The 20722-nt window shown below is 70.3% G+C and carries 22 protein-coding genes; 13 read left to right on the top strand and 9 right to left on the bottom strand.

Annotation, left to right across the window (positions count from 1 at the left end; genetic code table 11):
- Positions 1–117: 117 nt before the first annotated feature.
- The 6 genes from C475_RS03565 to C475_RS03540 all read left to right on the top strand — a co-directional run bounded on the left by C475_RS03565 (position 118) and on the right by C475_RS03540 (position 6990).
- Positions 118–2052 carry an ABC transporter ATP-binding protein gene (locus C475_RS03565; protein ID WP_006882398.1) on the top strand — a complete coding sequence of 645 codons (1935 nt, stop codon included), beginning with the start codon at positions 118–120 and terminating at the stop codon, positions 2050–2052.
- Complete coding sequence (locus C475_RS03560) at positions 2049–3971, top strand: ABC transporter ATP-binding protein (protein WP_006882397.1); 1923 nt, start codon at positions 2049–2051, stop codon at positions 3969–3971. Before C475_RS03565 ends, C475_RS03560 begins: the two co-directional genes overlap by 4 nt.
- A 76-nt stretch (positions 3972–4047) precedes the next feature.
- A complete protein-coding gene (locus C475_RS03555) occupies positions 4048–4317 on the top strand; it encodes a glutaredoxin family protein (RefSeq protein WP_006882396.1) in 270 nt (89 codons plus the stop codon).
- Positions 4318–4833 carry a redoxin domain-containing protein gene (locus C475_RS03550; protein WP_006882395.1) on the top strand — a complete coding sequence of 172 codons (516 nt, stop codon included), beginning with the start codon at positions 4318–4320 and terminating at the stop codon, positions 4831–4833.
- 109 nt (positions 4834–4942) lie between these two features.
- A complete protein-coding gene (locus C475_RS03545) occupies positions 4943–5932 on the top strand; it encodes a ring-cleaving dioxygenase (RefSeq protein ID WP_006882394.1) in 990 nt (329 codons plus the stop codon).
- Positions 5933–6393: 461 nt separating this feature from the next.
- Positions 6394–6990 carry an L-threonylcarbamoyladenylate synthase gene (locus tag C475_RS03540; protein ID WP_006882393.1) on the top strand — a complete coding sequence of 199 codons (597 nt, stop codon included), beginning with the start codon at positions 6394–6396 and terminating at the stop codon, positions 6988–6990.
- Positions 6991–7066: 76 nt separating this feature from the next.
- On the opposite strand, the gene C475_RS03535 is transcribed toward C475_RS03540, so the two are convergent.
- The gene (locus C475_RS03535) at positions 7067–7720 is read right to left on the bottom strand and encodes a CRISPR-associated protein Cas4 (protein WP_006882392.1); all 654 of its coding nucleotides are present in this window, start codon (positions 7718–7720) and stop codon (positions 7067–7069) included.
- 100 nt (positions 7721–7820) lie between these two features.
- Entirely contained in the window at positions 7821–8420 is a 600-nt protein-coding gene (locus C475_RS03530) for a hypothetical protein (protein ID WP_006882391.1), read from the bottom strand.
- Positions 8421–8604: 184 nt separating this feature from the next.
- On the opposite strand from C475_RS03530, the gene C475_RS03525 reads away from it, so the two are divergent.
- The gene (locus C475_RS03525; protein ID WP_006882390.1) at positions 8605–10770 is read left to right on the top strand and encodes a heterodisulfide reductase-related iron-sulfur binding cluster; all 2166 of its coding nucleotides are present in this window, start codon (positions 8605–8607) and stop codon (positions 10768–10770) included.
- 110 nt (positions 10771–10880) lie between these two features.
- On the opposite strand, the gene C475_RS03520 is transcribed toward C475_RS03525, so the two are convergent.
- Positions 10881–11252 carry a hypothetical protein gene (locus C475_RS03520; RefSeq protein ID WP_006882389.1) on the bottom strand — a complete coding sequence of 124 codons (372 nt, stop codon included), beginning with the start codon at positions 11250–11252 and terminating at the stop codon, positions 10881–10883.
- Positions 11253–11427: 175 nt separating this feature from the next.
- On the opposite strand from C475_RS03520, the gene C475_RS03515 reads away from it, so the two are divergent.
- Genes C475_RS03515 through C475_RS03505 form a run of 3 tightly spaced genes read left to right on the top strand, consistent with a single transcriptional unit; the run spans position 11428 to position 14223 of the window.
- Complete coding sequence (locus C475_RS03515; RefSeq protein WP_082223234.1) at positions 11428–12147, top strand: helix-turn-helix domain-containing protein; 720 nt, start codon at positions 11428–11430, stop codon at positions 12145–12147.
- 37 nt (positions 12148–12184) lie between these two features.
- Complete coding sequence (locus tag C475_RS03510) at positions 12185–13258, top strand: ABC transporter ATP-binding protein (RefSeq protein ID WP_006882387.1); 1074 nt, start codon at positions 12185–12187, stop codon at positions 13256–13258.
- Positions 13255–14223, top strand: a complete 969-nt coding sequence (locus C475_RS03505; protein WP_006882386.1) for an ABC transporter permease — start codon at positions 13255–13257, stop codon at positions 14221–14223. Before C475_RS03510 ends, C475_RS03505 begins: the two co-directional genes overlap by 4 nt.
- Before the next feature lie 39 nt (positions 14224–14262).
- Here the strand turns inward: C475_RS03505 and C475_RS03500 are convergent, their stop codons facing one another.
- On the bottom strand, positions 14263–14613 hold the full coding sequence (locus C475_RS03500; protein ID WP_006882385.1) for a DUF7113 family protein: 351 nt from the start codon (positions 14611–14613) through the stop codon (positions 14263–14265).
- 85 nt (positions 14614–14698) lie between these two features.
- Between C475_RS03500 and C475_RS03495 the strand changes: the two genes are divergently transcribed.
- Positions 14699–15361 (top strand): HD domain-containing protein, encoded by a 663-nt coding sequence (locus C475_RS03495; protein WP_006882384.1) that lies wholly within the window; start codon positions 14699–14701, stop codon positions 15359–15361.
- A gap of 29 nt (positions 15362–15390) precedes the next feature.
- On the opposite strand, the gene C475_RS03490 is transcribed toward C475_RS03495, so the two are convergent.
- On the bottom strand, positions 15391–16206 hold the full coding sequence (locus C475_RS03490) for an endonuclease/exonuclease/phosphatase family protein (protein ID WP_006882383.1): 816 nt from the start codon (positions 16204–16206) through the stop codon (positions 15391–15393).
- Between the two features lie 252 nt (positions 16207–16458).
- Here C475_RS03490 and C475_RS03485 point away from each other — a divergent pair, with 252 nt between their 5' ends.
- Complete coding sequence (locus tag C475_RS03485; protein ID WP_006882382.1) at positions 16459–17301, top strand: polyprenyl synthetase family protein; 843 nt, start codon at positions 16459–16461, stop codon at positions 17299–17301.
- A gap of 16 nt (positions 17302–17317) precedes the next feature.
- Here C475_RS03485 and C475_RS03480 read toward each other — a convergent pair whose 3' ends face one another.
- The 4 genes from C475_RS03480 to C475_RS03470 form a co-directional block, all read right to left on the bottom strand.
- Positions 17318–17716: a hypothetical protein gene (locus tag C475_RS03480; protein ID WP_006882381.1), complete on the bottom strand. Its 399-nt coding sequence runs from the start codon at positions 17714–17716 to the stop codon at positions 17318–17320.
- A 51-nt stretch (positions 17717–17767) separates the two neighbouring features.
- Entirely contained in the window at positions 17768–17944 is a 177-nt protein-coding gene (locus C475_RS24200; protein WP_006882380.1) for a hypothetical protein, read from the bottom strand.
- A gap of 66 nt (positions 17945–18010) precedes the next feature.
- Positions 18011–19231, bottom strand: a complete 1221-nt coding sequence (locus C475_RS03475) for a glucuronyl esterase domain-containing protein (protein WP_006882379.1) — start codon at positions 19229–19231, stop codon at positions 18011–18013.
- Between the two features lie 99 nt (positions 19232–19330).
- Entirely contained in the window at positions 19331–19786 is a 456-nt protein-coding gene (locus tag C475_RS03470; RefSeq protein WP_006882378.1) for a ferritin-like domain-containing protein, read from the bottom strand.
- Between the two features lie 183 nt (positions 19787–19969).
- Between C475_RS03470 and C475_RS03465 the strand changes: the two genes are divergently transcribed.
- Positions 19970–20698, top strand: a complete 729-nt coding sequence (locus C475_RS03465; protein WP_006882377.1) for a sugar phosphate isomerase/epimerase family protein — start codon at positions 19970–19972, stop codon at positions 20696–20698.
- Positions 20699–20722 lie beyond the last annotated feature (24 nt).

Raw genomic sequence — 20722 nt, 5'->3', positions numbered from 1 at the left:
CGACCGCGTCCCGCGCGCCACCGCTTCACACACCACCGCCAGCGCTTTCCGGGACCCGACGACAGATCGATGGACGCCGCGCCATCGCCCCGCCGCCCTCCCCCGAGGTGACTACGAGTGAGCGAATCGTCCGACACCCCCGAGTACGAGGTGCCCGACCACGTCGACAACCCGCTGGTCCACCTGATCCGGCGGTACGCCAGCCCCTACGGCGCCCGCTACGCCGTCGCCATCGTCGGCACGGCGCTCGCCCAGATCCCACAGCGCGTCCCCGCGCTGGTCGTCGGCGTGGCGCTCGACGCCATCCTCCTGTCGAGCACGCCCTACGACCTCCCGCTGGTTCCCAGCGGGTGGGTCCCGACGACGACGGAGGGCCAGGTCACCTTCACCATCGGCCTGCTCGTCGGCGCGTTCGCGCTGGACGGCGCGCTGACCTGGCTCTCCGGCCGGGTCGCCGGTACCGCTCGCCTGCGCACGCTGCACGACATCCGCGTCGACACCTTCGACGCGCTGGTCGGCCGGGAGATGGACTTCTTCGACCGACGCCAGACCGGTGACGTGATGAGCGTCCTCAACAACGACGTGAGCAACCTCAACGGCTTCGGCAACAACGCCGTCGAGGGGCTGCGCTTCGTCACCCAGATCGCCGTCGCCTTCGCGTTCATGGCGCTGTTGCACGTCCGGCTGGCGGCGCTGTTGCTCGTGCTCCCGGTCGGGCTCGCGTTGCTCGGTCGCTGGTACACGACTCGCGTCGAGCCCGTCTACGAGGACGTCCGCGAGAGCGTCGGGCGGATCAACGCGCGCCTGGAGGACAGCATCGACGGCATCGCGACCGTCAAGAGCTTCGCCCGCGAGGACCGCGAGCGGACGGCCGTCGCCGACGCCTCCCGCGAGTACCGCGACCGCAACTGGTCGGTCATCCGTTTGCGACTCATCTTCAACTACAGCAGCTGGTCGGTGTCGTCGTACTCGTTCGTCGGGCTGTTCGCCGTCGGCGCCTACATCAACCTCAACGGCGCGCCGCCGTTCCTCGGCCGCTCGCTGACCGCCGGGACTCTCCTCACGTTCCTGCTGTACAGCAAATCGTTCTACGGCCCGATCCGCCAGCTCATGCTCGACGTGCTCGACAGCTACGAGAACGCCCTCGCGTCGAGCAAGCGCATCGTGGCCGTCCTCGAAACCGACCGGCAGGCGAACGAGACCGGCGACGACCTCCGCGTCACGGAGGGCCGCATCGAGTACGACCGCGTCGACTTCGGCTACGAGAGCAGCGACGAGCAGCAGCTGAGGGACGTGAGCTTCACGGCAGAGCCGGGCTCGCTCGTCGGCATCGTCGGCCCCACCGGCGCCGGCAAGTCGACGATCACGAAACTGCTCTTTCGCTTCTACGAGGCCGACGCGGGCACCGTCACCGTCGACGGCCAGGACGTGACCGACGTGTCCCCGCGCAGCCTGCGCGAACACCTCGGGTACGTCAGCCAGGACCCGTTCCTCTTCTACGGGACGATCCGCCAGAACATCGGATACGGGGTCGACGACGCCAGTGACGAGGACATCGAACACGCCGCGAAGCTGGCGGGCGCCCACGAGTTCGTCACCGGTCTCGACGACGGCTACGACACACAGGTCGGCGAGCGCGGCGAGAGCCTCTCGGGCGGCCAGCGCCAGCGGATCGCCATCGCCCGCGCCCTGTTGCGCGAGCCGGAGATCCTCGTCTTAGACGAGGCGACCAGCCACGTCGACAACGAGACCGAGCGCCAGATCCAGGAGAGCATCGACGCGCTGGCCGGCGAGCGGACGACGCTGGCCATCGCCCACCGGCTGTCGACGGTCAGGAACGCGGACACCATCGTCGTCGTCGACGACGGCCGCGTCGTCGAGCAGGGGAGCCACGAGGAACTCGTCGAGCGCGACGGCCTCTACGCCGACCTCTGGCGGGTACAGGTCGGCGACACCGACGCCGTCTCCGAGGCGTTCCTGCAGCGGGCCCGGGCGGAGGATCGGCCCTCCGAGCGCATCGAGTCGGCGGTCGACGGGGAGGTGTCGCGATGAGTGGCGAGGACGAGCAAGGCGAGTCCTCGGGGAACGCGAGCGGCCGCGCCGCGAGCGACGAGGAGGCGGACTCCGACGACGACCGCGAACGCGGCCGGATCGCGGCGGCGGCCGACGACGTGCGCTGGCCGCTCCCCTCGCTGCTGCGCGACGGCGGCCGCGGGAACCTGCGGTGGCTCGGCGCCGGCAGCGTCTCCTCGGTGATCGCCCAGTTCCTCTCGAACCTCGACATGTTCGTCGTCGGGCTGGCGTTCGACGCGATGTTCAACGACCGGGCCTACGACCTGCCGCTCGTGCCGGCGGGGTGGATCCCGGCCGACCCGACCGGGATGCTCTGGTTCACCGCCGCGCTGCTGGTCGGGCTGAAGCTCGTCGACATGAGCTTCGGCATCTTCGCGGAGTACTCGCTGTTCCTGTTCGCCCAGCGCACCCTCCACCGCATCAGGGTCGACGCCTTCGACCGCGTCCAGCGCCTGGACATGGGATTTTTCGACACCCAGCAGACCGGCGAGGTGATGAGCGTCCTCAACAACGACGTGAACGCGCTGGAGCAGTTCCTCGAAGTCGGCCCCAACCTCGGGGTCGTCGCCGCCGCGATGTTCGCAAGCTCAGTCGTCTACATGGCGCTACTGAACTGGCAGCTCGCCCTCATCTCGGTCGCCGTCGCGCCGCTGTTGCTGGCCGCGAACGTCTGGTTCGGCGCCCGCCACGAGGCGCGCAACGACGACGTGCGCGAGGAGACAGGCCTCCTCAACGCCCTCCTCGAGACGAACATCAGCGGCATCCAGACGGTCAAGGCCTTCGGCGGCGAGGGCCACGAGACCGACCGCGTCACCGACCAGTCGGCCACCCACCGAACCGCGAGCTGGCGGGCCCACATGGTCGGCGTCGGCCACCAGCCGGCGCTGCGGATGCTCGCCGGCGCCGCGTTCGTCGCGACGCTGTTCGTCGGCACCGAGTGGGCCATCGACAGCCGCTTCTGGTTCCTCCCGGGTACCATCACCGCCGGCGAACTCGTCCCGTTCATGTACTACACCCAGCAGCTCGTCCTCCCCGTCCGATTCCTCGCCTGGGTGACCGGCCTCTACAAGGGCGCCACCGCCGCCGCCAAGCGCATCCTCGGCGTCCAGCGCATCGAACCGCCCCGCGAGGACGGCCGGACCGAACTCGACGACCCCGAGGGCCGCGTCGAGTACGACGGGGTCTCGTTCTCGTATCCGGGGACCGACGAGCGCGTCCTCCACGACGTCGACCTCGACGTCGAGCCGGAGGAGACGGTCGGGCTCGTCGGCGAGACCGGCGCCGGCAAGTCCACCCTGCTCAAGCTCCTGCAGGCGTACTACGACCCCGACGAGGGGAGCGTCCGCGTCGACGGGACCGACGTGCGCGAGATCAGCCGCGAGAGCCTCCGCACCGCGATCGGCTACGTCGCCCAGGACCCGTTCCTGTTCACCGGGACGATCCGCGAGAACATCGGCTACGCCGTCGACGGGGCCACCGAAGAGGACATCGAGCGCGCCGCCCGCGAGGCCGGCGCCCACGAGTTCATCGCCGACCTGGAGGAGGGGTACGACGCCGAGGTCGGCGAGCGCGGCGTCATGCTCTCTGGCGGCCAGCGCCAGCGGATCGCTATCGCCCGCGTCCTGCTGGCCGACCCCCCGATGCTCGTCTTCGACGAGGCGACCAGCCACGTCGACAACCGGACCGAGGTGCTGATCCAGCGCTCGCTCGACGCGGTGACCGAAGACCGCACCACCTTCGTCGTCGCCCACCGCCTCTCGACCGTGCGCGACGCCGACCGCATCGTCGTCATGGACGACGGGCGGGTCGTCGAACAGGGCACCCACGACGAACTGCTCGAGTTGGACGGCAAATACGCCGACCTCTGGAGGGTGCAGGTGGGCGCCGTCGGGACCTGAGGCGGTCCCGGCCGCCGACTTCGGGGACTGCCGGGGGCGAAGCGCTTACCCGGCTGTTGGCCCTATCTCCGTCGAGATGAGCGACCCAGCCATCACGCTCTACCGGCTGCAGGCCTGCCCGTTCTGCGAGCGGGTCGTCCGCACGCTGGAGGCGTACGACCTCGACTACCGCTCGCGGTTCGTCGAACCGATGCACAGCGACCGCGACGCCGTCCAGCGGCTCACCGGCAAGCGCTCCGTGCCGGCCATCGTCGACGAGTCGACCGGGGTCACGATGTCCGAGAGCGCCAATATAGTCGAGTACCTCGACGCCACCTACGGCGAGCGTTCGAAGGGAGGCGCCTGAATGGACCTGCCCTTCGAGGTCGTCGACCTCCCCGAGACCGACCACCCCGAGGTCGGCGACCGCGTCCCCGACTTCGAGCGGCCGCTCGTCGGCACCGAGTTCTGGGAGGACGTGGCGCTCTCGGATCTGACCGACGAGGCGCCCGTCGTCCTCCTGTTCCACTCGATGGACGGCGCCTTCCCGGCGACGTACGTCTGGAACGAGGTCCGCGACCGCGGGTGGCTCGACCGCGAGGACTGCCAGGTCGTCGGCCTCTCCATCTCCTCGCCGTACGAACACGCCGACCTGCTGGACGACCGCGGCGTCGACGCGCGGCTGTACTCCGACCCGAGCAACGGAGTCGCCGAGCGCTTCGACATCGTCAACGATCTGGACGGGATGGCCGGGGTCGAAGAGCCTCGGCCCGCCGTCTTCGTCCTCGACGGCGAACGCGTCGTCCAGTACGCCTGGGTCGCCGAGGAGTGGCCCGACTTCCCCGACTACGACGACGTCGAGGCCGCGATGGACGAGCTGTAACCCGATTCGGCGGAACGACGGGCGCCCCCGCGCGCCACCGACACCGGCGGGACCCGGTGACATCGATGTCAGCGCCTTTTGAAGTACCGCGAGCGCCTACGTAGTCGTAATGGCAGATCCGAACCCGACACCGGGCATCCACCACGTCACCTGTATCGCGGGCGACCCCCAGCGGAACATGGACTTCTGGGTCGAGACCCTTGGACTGCGGCTCGTCAAACGGTCGATCAACCAGGACGACCCCGGCACCTACCACTTCTTCTTCGCCGACGCGGAGGGGACCCCCGGGACGAGCATGACTTTCTTCCCCTGGGAGGGGATGAGCCGCGGCAAGGTCGGCTCCGGCCAGGTCTCCCGGACCGCCTTCCGCGTGCCCGAGGGGAGCCTCGACTACTGGGAGGACCGGTTCGACGACTACGGCGTCGACTACGACGACCGCGTCGACCGGTTCGGCGAGACCGTCCTCCCCTTCGAAGACCCCGACGGCCTCCCCGTCGAGCTGGTCGAGACCGAGATCCCCGACGACGACCCCACCGTCCCGTGGACGGAGTTCGTCCCCGAGGAGTCCGCCATCCGCGGGTTCCACTCGGTGACGCTGTGGCTCGCCGACCCCCAGCCCACCGAGGAGCTACTGGAGACGATGGGTCTCGAACGCGTCGGCACCGAGGAGGCCGAGGGCGACACGCCCGGCGACGAGCGCACCCGATTCGAAGCCACCGGCACCGTCGGGCAGTACGTCGACGTGCTCCCGACCATTCAGGGCGGTCGCCAGGGCCACGGGACGGTCCACCACGTCGCCTTCCAGACGCCGACCGACGACGACCAGGCGGCGATGCGCTCGGCCATCCGCTCGCGCGGGCTCAGTCCCACCCAGCAGATCGACCGCCACTGGTTCCGATCGGTGTACGTCCGCGAACACGGCGGCGTCCTCTTCGAACTCGCCACGAGCGACCCCGGCTACGACAGCGACGAACCGCTCGACGATCTGGGCGGCCGGCTCGTCCTCCCCGGGACGTTCGGGGACCGCCGCGAGGAGATCGAAGCCAACCTCACCGACGTCACCGTCCCCCGCGCCGAACAGGCCGAAGCCGACGACTGAGGAGGGTTACCGAGGTGCGGAACGGATACGAGACGGCCACCGTGGCGCGTGCTGTCGAGCGTGCCCGCCTCCTGGCGGGCCGCTCGAAACAGCCGCGCGAGGGATGAGTAGCGCAGCCTGCGAGCAACGCAAGAGGCTGGGGAGGTAAGAGGCCGTTTGCGGTGCCGTGCGGGGCGGGTTCGGCCCCTGGCGGACTGAAAGGGCGAGGCGCGCTCGCGTTTAGGTGGTCGCCTGAGCGGGCGACTATCCGCGCGGGCGGTGCGGAGAGCGCGGATATCCCGCCTCAGCGACCGCGAGCGCGTCGAGGGCTTTCATCGCTTGCTGTCACTTGCGGTCAGGACATCTCCGAGCGAGCGGGTCGAGGGCTGTCATGGCCTGCGGTCTCCGTCGAGTACCGTCGATCCAACTCCTAGCGAGCGAATCGCGTCACGCTTTTGCCGACGACCGACGGAACACCGACAATGAGCGACGTGAAGCGCGCCGCACGAGCCATCGCGGACGGCGACCTCGCGGTCTACCCCACAGAGACGGTCTACGGGATGGGTGCGAACGCCGTCGACGCCGAGGCGGTCGAGCGGGTCTTCGAAGTCAAGGGCCGGGACCGCGACAAACCCGTCTCGCTGGGGGTCCCGAGCGTCGAGCGCGCGACCGAGTACGTCGACCCGACCGAGCGGGAACTGCGGTTCATGCGGGCGTTCCTCCCCGGCCCGGTGACCGTCGTCGTCCAGCGCCGCGACGTCGTCCCCGACGTGCTGACCGCCGGCCGCGAGCGAGTGGGTGTTCGCGTCCCCGACCACGACCTCGCGCTCGACCTGTTCGAGGCCGCCGGCGTGCCCGTGACCGCTACGAGCGCCAATCTCTCGGGAACCGGGAGCGTCCGTGAACTCGACGAGTTGAGCGACGAGGTCCGGGACCGGGTGAGCGCGATGGTCGACGGCGGCCGCACCGACGGGATGGAGAGCACCGTCGTCGACGCCGAATCGGGCGACGTCCATCGCCGCGGCGCGATGGCCGACGAGATCGAGGCGTGGCTCGCCGACCACGCGGACACCGAGTAGTTCGACCCGAAACCGGGGGGTCGTCCGGGTATCGACGCGCCAGCGGTGATCCGAGCGCGACCGACCACAGCGCCCCTCACAACATCGATTTCAGCGAGCGGGTCGTCACGCCGCACTGGCCCTGATAGTCGCAGGGCGAGCACTTCTCGCGGTTGGGAGTCCGCGAGGGCGGGCCGTCGATGGCGTCGGCGGTGCGGACGGCCGAGCGGTAGGTCGCCTTCCGGCGCGTCGTGAGCGGCACCTCACGGACGACGCCGTAGGCGGGATACTCGGCGATGGCGCTCTCGACGGTCGTTTCGCGTTCCCAGGCCAGCGCCTTCGCGGCAGCGACCAGCCGGACGGTCTGGGGTTCCCAGACTCCCTGGTCGGGCGGAGCGCCCGCGAACACCAGCGACGGCCGCGGCGGGCCCGACAGGACCTTGTGGGCGATACCGCGACACTCCCGCCCCTCCAGCAACACGTCGCGGCCGGCGGGGTCGACCAGGTCGTCCCAGGCGTCGAGACTCGCTCGCAGACGGCCGAGTCGCGAGCGATACTGCGTGGGCGTGACCTCGATGGGGGCGGCCTGTATCTCGGGGTCCGAATCGAGCAGTTCCGGGTAGCGAAAGGCCAGGTCCCGGCGAGCGTGGACCTCCTGTGGAACGTCCTCGTCGGCCGAGGGGTCGCGGTGACGGTAGTAGAGCTTCCGCGGGCAGTACGCCGCCGTCGCCACGTCGCGGAACGTGTGCATACACGGCGGTGGCCCGGCTTTCGGTCTTAAATTCTCGGTGGCACTGGTCGGAGTCGTCGACCGTTCGGCGAGCGAGAAAGATCGAGTCCGGGGCCGCCACTCAGAACGAGACGTTGGTCTCGATGTCCTCGGCGGCCTCGTCGAGGCCGTCCTCCGTCACGCTCTCGGTGAGCGACCCGGAGATGGCGGCGTCGGTGCATATCTCGTCGAACTCGGTGCGGTAGCGGTGGTTCGCCGCCCGGGCGGCGTCCTGGGCGTCGACGACGCGGCGGTAGTGGGCCAGCGTCGACTCGTCGACGCCGAACTCGGCGGCCAACGTCGCATCGTCGGCGTCGCGACGGCGGCGCAGTTCGCAGACGTCGAACGGCGCCTCCGTGTCGTCCCCCCGGAACAGGTGCAGATCCATGCGTGCGCGGAACACTTCCTCGGGCGAGAGGCCGAGGTCGTCGGCGATCCCCTCGTCGGACCCCTCGTCGTAGAACCCCCGGACCAGGTCGACGTACGTCTCCGTCTCGAACGTCGAGTCGAAGTCGTAGCGGTCGGCGAGCGCCTCGATTACCCCCCGCAGGCGCTCGCGGATCGTCGCCTCGTCCGGCTGGTCCGCGATGGAGCCCCGCGGCTCCTCCTGGGTCTCCGTGACCGTCTCCTCGTCGGAAACGTCCATGAAGATGTCCCGCAGTTCCTCTGTCTTTTCGTCCATTGCCCGAACCGCACTGCAGGGACGCACACCTAAATAATTGTTGACACCTGCGGCCGGTCGGCACGGTCGTCGCCGGCTCGGCGGCGCCCGCAACCGGCGAAACCGACAAACGGAACAACGATTGTGAACCGTGCCCGTGTGGGATCGTGACAAACGTTAAGGGCGCGTCCCACCGCGTTCTAGTATGCTCTTGCTCCAGGCCGACGCGCCGACCCGCCCGACGTTTTGGGGGATCGGCCCCGTCGGGAAGGCGGCGTTCTACTATCTGGCCGCCGTCGCCATCGCCGTCTTCCTGCTGGGGTCGTACCGTCGCGTCGCCCGCTACGCCGAGGGCCGCGAGGACCCGCTGAATCGGCTCGACGACCTCCCCCAGCGGGTCGTCGGCGCCGCCGGCACGATCCTCTCGAACCGAACCCTGCGCGACGGCGACCTCGTCGCGGGGCTCGCCCACGCGTTCGTCCTCTGGGGCTTTCTCACCCTCCTCATCGCGACCACCATCCTCGGCATCGACATGGACGTGTACGGCCCGCTCACCGGCGACTCCTTTTTCGTCGGCGACTTCTATCTCTCCTACTCCTTCGTCGTCGACGCGATGGGCCTGCTGTTCGTCGTCGGCCTCGGCGTCTTCCTCTACCGTCGCTACGCCGCCCGCGACGGCCGCCTGTGGGGCCGCCACACCTCCGCCGAGGACGACCTCTTCGTCTGGGCCCTGTTCCTGCTGGGCGTCGGCGGCTACCTCACCGAGGGGGTTCGCATCCTCGGGCAGAACTTCCCGGACTTCGAAACGGTGAGCTTCGTCGGGTGGGCGGTCGCCGTCGCCCTCGACGGCGTGGGCGTGACCCCCGCCGCGGCCGAGGCCGCGTACCCGCTCGTCTGGTGGAGCCACTCGATACTCGCGCTGGCCTTTGTCGCGGCGCTCCCGCTGGGAAAGCCGTTCCACATGCTCGCCTCGGCGGCCAACGTCGTCGCCCGCGACGAAGACGCCGGCCGCCGACTCCCCGGCGTCCCCGCCGATCTGGACGCGACCAACGCCGAATCTATCGACGATTTCACCTGGAAGGAGTTGCTCGACCAGGACGCCTGCACCAACTGCGGCCGCTGCTCGACGGCCTGCCCCGCCAAGGCCGCCGGCCGCCCGCTCGACCCGCGGGACGTGATCCTCGACCTGAAGAACTACCGCGAGAGCCGCGACGCCGGCGGCGAGGCGGTCGACATCGTCGCCGACGGGGGTCGCTCCGTTATCGACGCCGAGACGATGGAGTCCTGCATGTCGTGTATGGCCTGTATGGACGCCTGTCCCGTCGAGATCGAACACCTCGATTCGTTCACCCGGATGAACCGCCAGCTCGTCGACCAGGGCGACCTCGACCGCAACGTGCAGGACGCCTTCCAGAACGTGATGCAGCAGGGCAACACCTTCGGCGAGTCACAGCGGACCCGCGCCCAGTGGGCCGACGACCTCGACGCCGAACCCACGGACGCCCGCGAGGAGTCCGTCGAGTACCTCTGGTACGTCGGCGACTACCCGAGCTTCGACGACCGGAACAAGCGGGTGGCTCGCTCGCTCGCCAGGATCTTCGAGCGGGCGGACGTGGACTACGGCATCTGCTACGACGACGAGGTGTACGACGGCAACGACGTGCGCCGCGTCGGCGAGGAGTTCCTCTTCGTCGAGCAGGCCGCGACCATGGTGAGCGCCTTCGAGGACTGCGAGTTCGAGCGGATCGTCTGCACCGACCCCCACGCGTTTAACACCTTCGACAACGAGTACCCCGAGGTCGACTTCGAGGCGTTCGCCGACGACCCGATGATGGAGGTGCCCGAGGACAACTGGGACGGCGCCCCCGTCTTCCACTGGACCCAGGTCGTCGAGGATCTGGTCGACGAGGGCCGACTCGGCCTGCGCGGCGACGAACTCGACTACACCGTCACCTACCACGACCCCTGTCACCTCGGGCGGTACAACGGCGAGTACGAGGCCCCCCGCGACCTCGTCCGCGCGACGGGCTGCGAGCTGGCGGAGATGCCGCGCAACCGGAGCGACTCCTTCTGTTGTGGCGGCGGCGGTGGCGGCCTCTGGATGGAGTTCGACGAAGACCCCAAGCCGAGCGAGGAACGGCTGCGCGAGGCCGTCGAGGACACGGCCGTCGGCCCCGCCGTCGAGAAGTTCGTCGTCGCCTGCCCGATGTGTACCACGATGTTCGAGGACGGCCGCAAGACCGGTGGCTTCGAGGACGACATCGAAATCGTCGACGTGGCCGAGTTGCTGATCGAAGCGATCGAGGTGCGTGAGGGAGGCGGTGTGCCAGCCGGTGAAGGCGACGCGGCGGCGTCGCCGGCCGACGACTGAGCGACGCCGGACTCACGACTCGGCGACGGAGGCGCCGGGACGCCCCTGGCGCCCGCGTGTCACCGAATCCTCGCGACCGTCCGTCGCGCCGAAGCGCGGCGACGGCGCGGTCAGTACAGCCCTTCGGTCAGGCTCACGGTGCCGTTGCCGACTTCGACCCGGACGGTGTGGCCGGGGGCGGAACTGACGCGGCACTCGGTGGCCACCTCGCGGCGGTTGTCGAGTTCGACGACGACCTCGTACTCGCCGGGCGGGAGGACGTTCTCGACGGCGATCACCTCGCCGGGCTGGCAGAAGTACCGCGACTCGAAGACCGGGTCCTCGCCGCGCCCGAGAACGGTCACGTCGAGGTCGTACCCGCACTCGCGGTCGTAGTTGCGCAGGTGGATGTCCTCGGTGCGAGGGGGCTCGCGGGTCGCGGAGCGGCCGGGGCTGCGGTCGGCGAACGGCAGGTCGCCGTCGGAGGGCGGGTTCGCTCGCATACCTCCTCCTTCGAACGGGCGCATCAAAGGTCCGCTGAAGGCTCAAACGGCGATTTAACCCGCTTCCCGCGCGACCGTTCGATCGCCGGACCCCGCCCGGATCGACGGTCCCGTGGCGGGACGGATCGACCGCCGCGACCGATCGGTTAACACGCTCGGGGCCCACCTGCGTCCCATGGGACTGATCGCCGAGTTTCGGCTGGCCGGTGAGTCGCTCGCGCTGGTGGACGTGGCGGCGGGCGTGCCCGACGCGACCGTCGAGTTCGAGTCGGTGCGGGCGGCGCCGTCGGGGCCGCCGGAGTTCGTCGTGCGGACGGTCGGGGCCGACCGGGAAGCGGTTGCGGCGGCGTTCGCCGAGGCCGACTCGGTGACCGACCACTCGATGGTCGTCGCCGACGGCGACGCGCGCCGCTACCGGTGTCGACCCACCGGCGGTCCGCCGGAGGGGCTGGAGACCCTCGCGAACAACAAGTCGGTCCCCGACCGCGTCACCGTCACGCCCGACGGCTGGACCGAGCGGCGCTGGTTCGCCGACCGCGAGGAGTTCGACGCCTTCCGCGAGTTCTGTCGTACCAACGACTTCACGTTCCGTCTCGACCGCCTCGTCGAGGTCGACGGAGACGACGTCGGCGAGGACGCGACGTCCGGCCCGTTCGGCGCCGTCGACGGCGACGCCCCGCGCCCGCCCGGGATGACCGAATCCCAGCGCGAGGCGCTCGTCCTCGCCCACGAGATGGGATACTTCGACGTACCCCGCACCGCCTCGACGGCCGACGTTGCCGACGAACTCGGCGTCGCCCCCGCCTCCTGTTCCGAGCGGCTGCGCCGCGCCCAGAGCCACCTCGTCGCGCAGTTCCGCCGCGCCGACGCCAACATAAAACCCCGAATGGATTAGGGCCAGGGCTACGGGCGCGTAGCCGTAACCCACTCGCGTGAGAGAACGGAAGCCACGAACGGACGGCGGCCGCGACGCCGGAGACGGTCGCGGGAACGCCATCGAGGCCAGCGGCGTGGAACTGACGTACGCCGACGGGACGGAGGCAGTCAGGGGGATCGATCTGGCGGTCCCGAAAGGCGAGTTCTTCGGCTTCCTCGGCCCCAACGGCGCCGGGAAGACGACGACGATCAAGACCTTCGCGACGCTGCTGGCGCCGACGGGCGGGTCCATCACCGTCAACGGCTACGACGTGCGCAGCGAGTCCCGCCGCGTCCGCGAGACGATCGGCTACATGGCCCAGGAGACCAGCGTCGACGAGGAGCTCACGGCTCGCGAGAACATCCGCTTCGCCGCGCGGGCCTACGGCGTGCCCAAAAGCGAGCGCGCCGACCGCATCGACGAACTGCTCGATCTGGTCGACCTGGCCGACGTGGGCGACAAACGCGCCGGCGAGTTCTCCGGTGGGATGAAAAAACGGCTGGACGCCGCGACCGCGCTCGTCCACAGCCCCCCGCTCGTGTTCCTCGACGAACCGACGACGGGACTCGACCCCAAAGCCCGCAATCGCCTCTGGGAGTACTTCGAGCGCATCAACGAGCGCGGGACGACCCTGTTTCTCACCACGCAGTACCTCGAAGAGGCCGACCAGCTCTGCGACCGCATCTCGGTCATCCTCGACGGCGAGATCGTCGCCACGGGGTCGCCGATGGAGCTGAAACGACGGGTCGGCGGCGAGATCCTCGACGTCGAGATCGCCGGCGACCCCGGAGACACCGACGACCCCCGCGAGCGCGCCGCCGAGATCGCCCGCACCGGCGACGTGTTCGGCGCCGACGCCGACGTGGCGGTCACCGACGACGGCGTCACGGTCACCTCCGAGCGAGCGCGCCAGCACGGGACCGACCTCCTCGTCGCGCTCCGGGACGCCGGGATCACGGTGACCGGCTTCAACATCCGCGCACCGACGCTCGACGACGTGTTCCTGGCGATCACCGGCGAGGAACTCGACTCGGAGGACCGCTCGGCCGAGCGCGGCGACGTGACCGGCCCGGAGGTGACCGCCGAATGAGCGACCGATCGGCCGACTCCAACCACTCCGACCGCACTCACACCGACGGCGGTCCGGCGAGCGAAGCGAGCCAGACCTCCTCGGAGCGTCGCTCTGACGGCGGGACCGCCCGCCCGACCGGCGACCGTTTGTCGGGCAACTCCTTCCTGGGCGACTTCTGGGTGAACTTCGTCCGCTGGAACATCAAGGCGGTGCGCAACCCGTTCGTCGTCGTCGGGTCGCTCGTCCAGCCGATCATCTTCCTCGTCCTCTTCACGCAGGTGTTCGGCCAGGTCGCGACGGGCGCCATCAGCGGCGGAGCGACCGGCGGGATCACCTACGAGACGTTCCTGCTGCCCGCTATCGCCATGCAGGTGTCGCTCGCGGCCGGCGCGGGCTCGGGGATCGGTCTCGTCAACGACATGGAGGAGGGACTGTTCGAGAAGACGCTGGTGATGCCGATGAGCCGCTCGGCGATGTTCCTCGGCAAGACCGCCGCCGAGATCCTCCGCATCGTCGTCCAGATCGCCATCATCCTCGGGCTCGGCACGCTCCTCGGCGCTAACGTCGCCACCGGATTGCTCGGCGCCGTCGGCATCATCTTCATCGGGATCCTCTTCTCGCTGTGGTTCGTCGCGCTCTCGAACATCTTCGCCGTCGTCACGAAGGACCAGGAGTCGACGATCATCGGCGCGAACCTCCTGCAGTTCCCCCTGCTGTTCGTCTCGACGGCCTTCCTCCCGCTGTCGGCGATGCCCGGGTGGATCCAGACCGTCGCGACCTTCAACCCGATCACCTACGGCGTCGACGCCGCCCGCGCGCTGATGCTCGACCAGGACGTGATGACTGTGGTCGAGGTCACCCGCTTCGGCGGGATCTGGGACACCCTCGTCCCCGCGGTGGCCGTCCTGCTCGCGCTCGACATCGTCATGGGCGGGATCGCCGTCTACCTGCTCAACCGCGCGTCCTCGTCGGACGTGCAGTAAGCGACCGTCCTCACTCGCTTCGGTTCCTCTCGCCGACCGCTACAGGTCCGGCTCCTCCCTGTCGGGGTTCTCGATCACCTCGATCTCCACGTCTTCGCTCGCGAGCCCGAGCCGCGCGAACTGCGTGCGGACGTGTTCTTTCGCCGCGTCGAGCGCCGTCTCGCGGGTGTCGAAGCCGCGGGCCGTCGGCGCCTCGAAGGCCACGTGGCGCTCCTGCCCGTCGATCCGCTGAACCTGTCCGCCCGACTCGACCTCGTAGAACTCGTCGCAGACCCAGACGTAGGGGGCGCCCTCGTCGGGGGCGCCCTCGAAGGTCGGCGGCCGCTCGCCGCGCTCGTAGAGCGTCCCCGTCAGCGCCGTCCCGCCCGCGTGACCGCGTACCAGTAGCATATTCCCGATAGTAGGGAGCCGAGCGGCAAAAGCGCGCCGGGCGGTTCCAGAATCACTATCGTGTCGGCCCGCCGACCGCTCGGTAATGTCCCCGGATCTCGAACCCCTCGCTCGCCACCTGGCGATGCCGTACTACGACGACGCCCTCCCCGCCCACGACAGCTTCCACGCCAAGCGGGTCCGCGACCTGTCGCTCCGGCTCGCCGCCGACTGGGATGAACCCGTCGACCGCGGCGTTCTCGCCGCTGCGGCCTGGCTGCACGACGTCGGCCGGCCGCTCGAACGGACCGGTGAGATCGACGACCACGGCGAGTGGGCGGCCGCTCGGGCTTCGGACCTGCTGGCCTCCGAAGGCGTGGCGGCCGACCGCGTCGACGCCGTGGTCCACTGTCTCCGGAGCCACAGCATCCGGCCGAGTTCCCCCGAGCCGGAGACTCCGGCGGCGAAACTGCTGTTCGACGCGGACAAGCTGGACGCCGCCGGGGCGGTCGGACTCGTCCGCCTGGCGTGTATCGTCGGCGAGCGCTCCGGTCGCGCCGGTGAGAAGTACGCGGCTATCGACACCGGGTCGGTCCCCGGCGCGGACGACGCCGGTACGCCCGACCTGACGCTGCTGCGCGAGTGGGCGCGCGAGCGGCTGGACGCGCTGTACACGCCCCCCGGTCGCCGCCACGGCGAATCGCGCTGGGCGTTCATGCAGGACTTCTTCGACCGGTTCGAGGCCGAGACCGCGATTCCTGACACCTGACCGCTCCGGCGCGGCCGCTCACTCCCCGCTCACAGCGCCAGATCGACGACGACGGGGAGGTGGTCGGAGGGGAACCAGCCGTCGCCGACCACGTCGGCGGCGACGCCGTACCCCTCGACCGCCGCACCGGCGACGAAGACGTGGTCGATCTGCAGGTCCGGTCGCAGCGACTCGAAGTCGGTTCGGGTGGTGTCGGGGCCGTGGGGCGGGTACGGGCTCGACTCCCGGGCGTCGACGAGCGGTGACTCGCCGCCGCCGGCCTCGCGGTCGTCGCCGTCGACGATCGCCCGATACGGGTCGTCACCGGCCACGCAGTTGAAATCCCCGCCGACGACGACCGGCTCCTCGTCCTCGCGGATCTCGCTCACCCGCTCGCGGAGCACCCGAGCGCCCTCGACGCGGGCGCGTTCGCCCTCGTGGTCGAGGTGGGTGTTACAGTACAGGACCGTCCCGCCGGCGTCGCGGTCGCGTAGTCGGGCCCACGTGGCGATCCGGGGGTAGGCGGCGTCCCAGCCGACGCTCCCCGACTCGTCGGGCGTCGGCGAGAGCCAGAACGTCCCCGAGTCGAGTCGCTCGAAGCGCTCGGGCCGATAGCCGACCGGGCAGAACTCCCCGTCTCCCTCGCCGGCCTCGCGCGAGCGTCCGACCCACTCGAAGTCGGGGAGGGATTCGCGCAGGTCCGAATACTGGTGACCGAGCGGCTCCTGCAGCCCGACGATGTCGGGGCGGTGAAAGCGGACCGTGCCCGCGACGGCGTCACCCCGGCCCGCCCAGTCGAACTCCCCGTCGCGCGCCGTGTCGCGGCGAACGTTGTACGTGAGCACCCGAACCGCCTCACCGTTCATACCCGCCTCTCGGGCGCCGGGGGCCTTGAGGCTACCGAGGGCGGCGGTCGTCGACGCTTTCCCGACGACCCCACGGCCGCCAGGACCTCGACGGGGCGGCCGCTCGGCGGTGGCCGACCGACGCGACGACCGCGGCCTCCGAGCGTCCCGAAGCGCCGCGGGGTCGTCGGTCGGTGAGGCCCGGTCGCTGCCGTCGCGGTCCAGGGGGCGGTTTCGTCAGCTACTTGCGGGGCTGTTCCTAAGCGTGGGGCGATGGAGTACCTGGAGTCTCGTCGGGGACGCGTCGAAGAGCGGCTGGAGGCGACGCTCGACGCCGTCGAACCCGACGAACTCGGCGAGGAGGTGCGCCACGTCGTGCTCTCGGGTGGCAAACGGGTGCGCCCGACGGTGACGGTGCTGGTCTGCGAGGCGCTGGGCGGCGACGTCGACACCGCCGTCGAGTTCGCCGTCGGCATCGAACTCGTCCACAGCGCCTCGCTGGTCGTCGACGACATCATCGACCGCTCCGAGCTTCGGCGGGGAACGCCCAGCGCCTGGGCGGAGTTCGGCCACGGCCCCGCCATCATCGCCAGCGACGGGCTGCTCGGCGAGGCGTTCGCGCTGTTCTCCTCGAACGAACGGGCGATGCAGGCCGTCTCGGAGTCGATGGTCGAACTCGGCGAGGGCGAAGCGACCGAGCTGGTCGCCCAGCCGACGAGCGAGGAGGAGTACATGGAACTGGCCCGCCGGAAGACCGGCGCCCTGTTCCGGGCGGCGGCCGAGCTGGGCGCCATCGCCGCCGAGGCCGACGCCTACACCGTCGAGAACTTCGGCAAGTACGCCGAGCGGGTCGGCGTCGCCTTCCAGATGCGCGACGACGTGTTGGACGCGACCGCCGACGCGGCCGACCTGGGCAAGCCCACCGGCCACGACGCCGCCATGGAGCGCCCGTCGCTCGTACAGGTGGCCGACCTGACGCCCGAGGAGGCCAACGATAGGGCGCACGAACAGTCCCAGGTGGCCCTCGACGCGCTGGCCGCCGTCGACGCCGAGGACTCGAAGGCGATGGATTATCTCAGCGACCTCGCGGAGTTCGTCGTCGTCCGCGAACGGTAGCCGGAGATTTTGCGGCCTATCGGGAGCGGTTCCAGTCGAACCGACGCTCGGTCTCGAGGACACCGGCCAGGAGTATCGAGAGCGTCCCCAGCGTGACCGCGTAGCCCGCGGCCGTGGCCGAGTACGGGTCGAAGACGACACCGACGAGGGTCACCGCGGACCCGCAGACGCCGACGACGAGGGCGGCTACCGCGCGGAGTCGCGGCGCCGCGACGGCCCAGACGAGCGCGACCGACGCTACCCCCGCGGTCAGCGCCCACTTGAGCGCGGGACGGAGCCCGACCGACGCGAATCCGGCGTCTAGCAACTGTGCCCGGGCGAACGCGACGACGAGAACGACACCGAGCGCGAGCAGTAACGCCGAGCGGGTCGCCCATCGCTCGGCCTGGGACCACAGCTCGTCGGCGGTCGACATGCGCGGACGGTCGTCCGGCGCGTTCAAAAGTGCCCTGCCGACCCGGGCCGTCTACTCGTCGTCGGCCGCGACGACCGCCTCGGCGCCGCAGTCCGGACACTCCTCGTACTCGGTGGCGAAGCGCGCGTCGCAGGCCTCACACCGGTAGTCGTGGCGCTCCTCGGCGGCCTCTTTGGCGCTCTGCTTGAACTCCTCGACCTCCCGGCCGAGCCTGTTGAAGATGCCCATCGCTCTGGTCTACCGAGGTCGTCGACCGGGATAAGCCTCGTGGCGCGCCCGTCCGGTCGCGGTCCCCTACCCGTCGAAGTGTACGTCGGCGAAGTCGAGGACGGCGTCGAGGTAGCCTTCGTTCAGGGAGTGGCCGGTCTCGCGGCGGTAGTGACAGAGCGAGCCGACGGTCTCGTCGGTGATCGCGTCGTCGCCGTACAGCGGGAGGTCGTCGCCGATGCCCTCGGCGCCGAGCAGTTCCCAGACTGGCTCGGCGGCGCGGACGGCGTCCAGCGCGCGGCCGGGGTTGGTCCAGTAGTCGCGGGCGCCGGCGGTGTCGAAGAGCGGGCGAGGCGCGACGAGCGCGGCGAGGGAGTGGCTGTCGACGGGCAACCGGTCGACCTGCCCGTCGAAGGCCGCGTAGGTGTCGGCGAACCACTGGGGGAACATGCCGGTGATGTCGCCGACCCCCTCCTGGTCGTTGTCGCGGTCGAGGGCCATTCCGCCGGTGCCCGACTGGTGGGGCGCGACGAGGCCGATCCGCTCGTCGGTCGCGCCCGCCAGCAGCGCGGCCTTGCCACATCGGGAGTGGCCGAGTACGGCGATCTCCTCGGTGCGAACCGCGTCCATCGGGCCCAGCGCGTCGACGCAGCGCTGGAGTCCCCAGGCCCACGCGGCGAGGACGCCCCACTCGGTGCCCGGCGGGCCGGGCAACTCGCCGTCGTAGTACGGGCGGACGCCGTCGGCGGGGTCGCCGCTGTCGGGGTCGACATCGGCGAGCTGGAAGGTCGCGAAGCCGTAGCCCCGCGCGATGACGTGTTCGACGCACCAGTAGTCGGCGGCGGCGCCGCGCTCGGCGGCTCCCTCGTCGCGGCCGCCGTGTTCGCGGGCGGTGTCGGTGATCCTCACCGCCGGGTCGTCGACCGCGGCGTGGTTGCCCCGCCAGTTCAGCCCCAGCAGGACCGGCACCGAGCGGTCGGCGGCGACGGCGTCGCTCGGCAGGAAGACGGCGAGGGTAATGGTGGGCGCGTCGTCGGGTAACTCGGCGAACGCGATCTCGGTCTCGACGAGCGTCGCCGCGCCGTCGAGAATCTTCGGGGTGCGCTCGCTCGTCGTCTCGATCTCCGGCGGGTCGGGCGCGTAGCCGTAGACGTAGTGCCGCAGGAGCCGGCGGAGTTCCTCGCGACGCTCGCGCCAGTCGGCGGGATTCTCGACAGGCGAGCCGTCGCGGAATTCGAGAAGCGGGGGCAACTCGTCGGTCGGGCGACACCGCGACGGCGGCGCCAGCCCGTCGGCGTCTCGGGACACGTCCGTTCCGGTGGCCCGCCAGCGGCAAGGCGTTTGCCCCGCCTGGGGCGGCGGAGCGCGGTCAGACGGGAGTGCGGTCGAGCGCGCCGTCGGCGCGCGCTAGTCGTCGGCGTACTCCTTGCGGAAGCCGCGGAACTCGGTGCGGTGGGCCTCCTCGTCGGCGAGCAGCGTCACGGCCAGGTCCTCGGTGAGCGGGTCGTCGGCGTCCTCGGCGGCGTCGATGAGGTCGTGGTAGGTGTCGATGGCGTCGGACTCGGCGTCGAGGACGCCCTCGATGACGGCGAGCACGTCCGTCGAGTCCTCGGGCGGCTGGAGGCTCTCCTGGTGGGCCTCGAACGCCATCGAGCCCGGCGGGCGGGCCTCCAGCTGCTTGAGTCGCTGGCCGATCTCCTCGGCGTGGGTCAGCTCCTCCTGGATGTCCGCCTGGAGGCTCGCCTTGACCTCCTCGGCGTGGATCCCGTCGAGGACGATCGCGTTCGTCTGGTAGTTCATCACCGTCTCGATCTCGTCGCTGTACGCGCGCTTCAGCAGGTCGACGACGCGGTCGGATGTCATGACGGTTCTGACTACGGTCGCCAGCGTCATAGGGGTGGCGTGGGACGGGGTGACTCGGCCGTCGCGAGGCGGTACGCAGCCGCGTGCGTCCCGTGGGGCGACGGCGGTGAGTCGGGAGAGCCGACGCCAGCGAGTCGTTCCGGGAGGCCAACGGCTTTCGGCGCGCGGGACCGATCTGGACCGATGACACGCTCTGCCGTCCAGCTGTACACGCTCCGGAACGTCGACCGCCCGTTCACCGAGGTACTCGAACTGGTCGCCGACGCCGGCTTCGAGGGCGTGGAGTTCGCCTACCGCGTCACCGAAGCCGACACCGACGAGGTGCTCGCGACGCTCGACGAAACGGGCCTCGACGTCGCGGGCGCTCACGTTGGAATCGACGAACTCGAAGACGACTTCGAGGAGACCGTCGCCTACTACGACGACCTCGGCGTCGAACACGTCGTCGTCCCGTGGCTCGACGCCGAGCACTTCGAGTCCGTCGCGGCCGTCGAGGCCGCGGCCGCCCGCCTCACCGAACTGGCCGACGAACTCGCCGCCCACGGCATGACCTTGCACTACCACAACCACGACCACGAGTACACCGACCTGGGTGATCGGACTGGCTTCGACGCCTTCGTCGACGAGACGGCGTTCCCGATCGAACTCGACCTCGGGCTGGCGCTGGCGGCCGGCGACGACGTGGTCGAGCGACTGCGCGACCTCGGCGACCGCTCCCGGCTGGTCCACCTCAAGGACTACGACGTGGCCGGTGGCGAGTCGGTCCCGGTCGGCGAGGGCGACCTCGACCTGGACGGGGTCGCCGACGCCGTCGCCGACAACGACAGCGAGTGGCTGATCTACGAGTACGAGGGCGCCGACCCGCTGGACTCGCTGGAGCGGGCGGCCGAGCGGACCAACGAACTCGTCTGAGCGGCGCCGAGCGGGGGCGGGGCG

This window comes from Halosimplex carlsbadense 2-9-1 (assembly GCF_000337455.1).
Taxonomy (GTDB): domain Archaea; phylum Halobacteriota; class Halobacteria; order Halobacteriales; family Haloarculaceae; genus Halosimplex; species Halosimplex carlsbadense.
Note: the sequence above shows the minus strand (reverse complement) of the source record. Positions and strands in the feature narration are given on the sequence as shown.

Excerpts from the sequence above, each read along its gene's own strand:
- C475_RS03560 (WP_006882397.1), top strand. The coding sequence starts at position 2,049 with ATGAGTGGCGAGGACGAGCAAGGCGAGTCCTCGGGGAACGCGAGCGGC.
- C475_RS03555 (WP_006882396.1), top strand. The coding sequence starts at position 4,048 with ATGAGCGACCCAGCCATCACGCTCTACCGGCTGCAGGCCTGCCCGTTC.
- C475_RS03550 (WP_006882395.1), top strand. The coding sequence starts at position 4,318 with ATGGACCTGCCCTTCGAGGTCGTCGACCTCCCCGAGACCGACCACCCC.
- C475_RS03545 (WP_006882394.1), top strand. The coding sequence starts at position 4,943 with ATGGCAGATCCGAACCCGACACCGGGCATCCACCACGTCACCTGTATC.
- C475_RS03540 (WP_006882393.1), top strand. The coding sequence starts at position 6,394 with ATGAGCGACGTGAAGCGCGCCGCACGAGCCATCGCGGACGGCGACCTC.
- C475_RS03535 (WP_006882392.1), bottom strand. The coding sequence starts at position 7,720 with ATGCACACGTTCCGCGACGTGGCGACGGCGGCGTACTGCCCGCGGAAG.
- C475_RS03530 (WP_006882391.1), bottom strand. The coding sequence starts at position 8,420 with ATGGACGAAAAGACAGAGGAACTGCGGGACATCTTCATGGACGTTTCC.
- C475_RS03525 (WP_006882390.1), top strand. The coding sequence starts at position 8,605 with ATGCTCTTGCTCCAGGCCGACGCGCCGACCCGCCCGACGTTTTGGGGG.
- C475_RS03520 (WP_006882389.1), bottom strand. The coding sequence starts at position 11,252 with ATGCGAGCGAACCCGCCCTCCGACGGCGACCTGCCGTTCGCCGACCGC.
- C475_RS03515 (WP_082223234.1), top strand. The coding sequence starts at position 11,428 with ATGGGACTGATCGCCGAGTTTCGGCTGGCCGGTGAGTCGCTCGCGCTG.
- C475_RS03505 (WP_006882386.1), top strand. The coding sequence starts at position 13,255 with ATGAGCGACCGATCGGCCGACTCCAACCACTCCGACCGCACTCACACC.
- C475_RS03500 (WP_006882385.1), bottom strand. The coding sequence starts at position 14,613 with ATGCTACTGGTACGCGGTCACGCGGGCGGGACGGCGCTGACGGGGACG.
- C475_RS03495 (WP_006882384.1), top strand. The coding sequence starts at position 14,699 with ATGTCCCCGGATCTCGAACCCCTCGCTCGCCACCTGGCGATGCCGTAC.
- C475_RS03490 (WP_006882383.1), bottom strand. The coding sequence starts at position 16,206 with ATGAACGGTGAGGCGGTTCGGGTGCTCACGTACAACGTTCGCCGCGAC.
- C475_RS03485 (WP_006882382.1), top strand. The coding sequence starts at position 16,459 with ATGGAGTACCTGGAGTCTCGTCGGGGACGCGTCGAAGAGCGGCTGGAG.
- C475_RS03480 (WP_006882381.1), bottom strand. The coding sequence starts at position 17,716 with ATGTCGACCGCCGACGAGCTGTGGTCCCAGGCCGAGCGATGGGCGACC.
- C475_RS24200 (WP_006882380.1), bottom strand. The coding sequence starts at position 17,944 with ATGGGCATCTTCAACAGGCTCGGCCGGGAGGTCGAGGAGTTCAAGCAG.
- C475_RS03470 (WP_006882378.1), bottom strand. The coding sequence starts at position 19,786 with ATGACATCCGACCGCGTCGTCGACCTGCTGAAGCGCGCGTACAGCGAC.
- C475_RS03465 (WP_006882377.1), top strand. The coding sequence starts at position 19,970 with ATGACACGCTCTGCCGTCCAGCTGTACACGCTCCGGAACGTCGACCGC.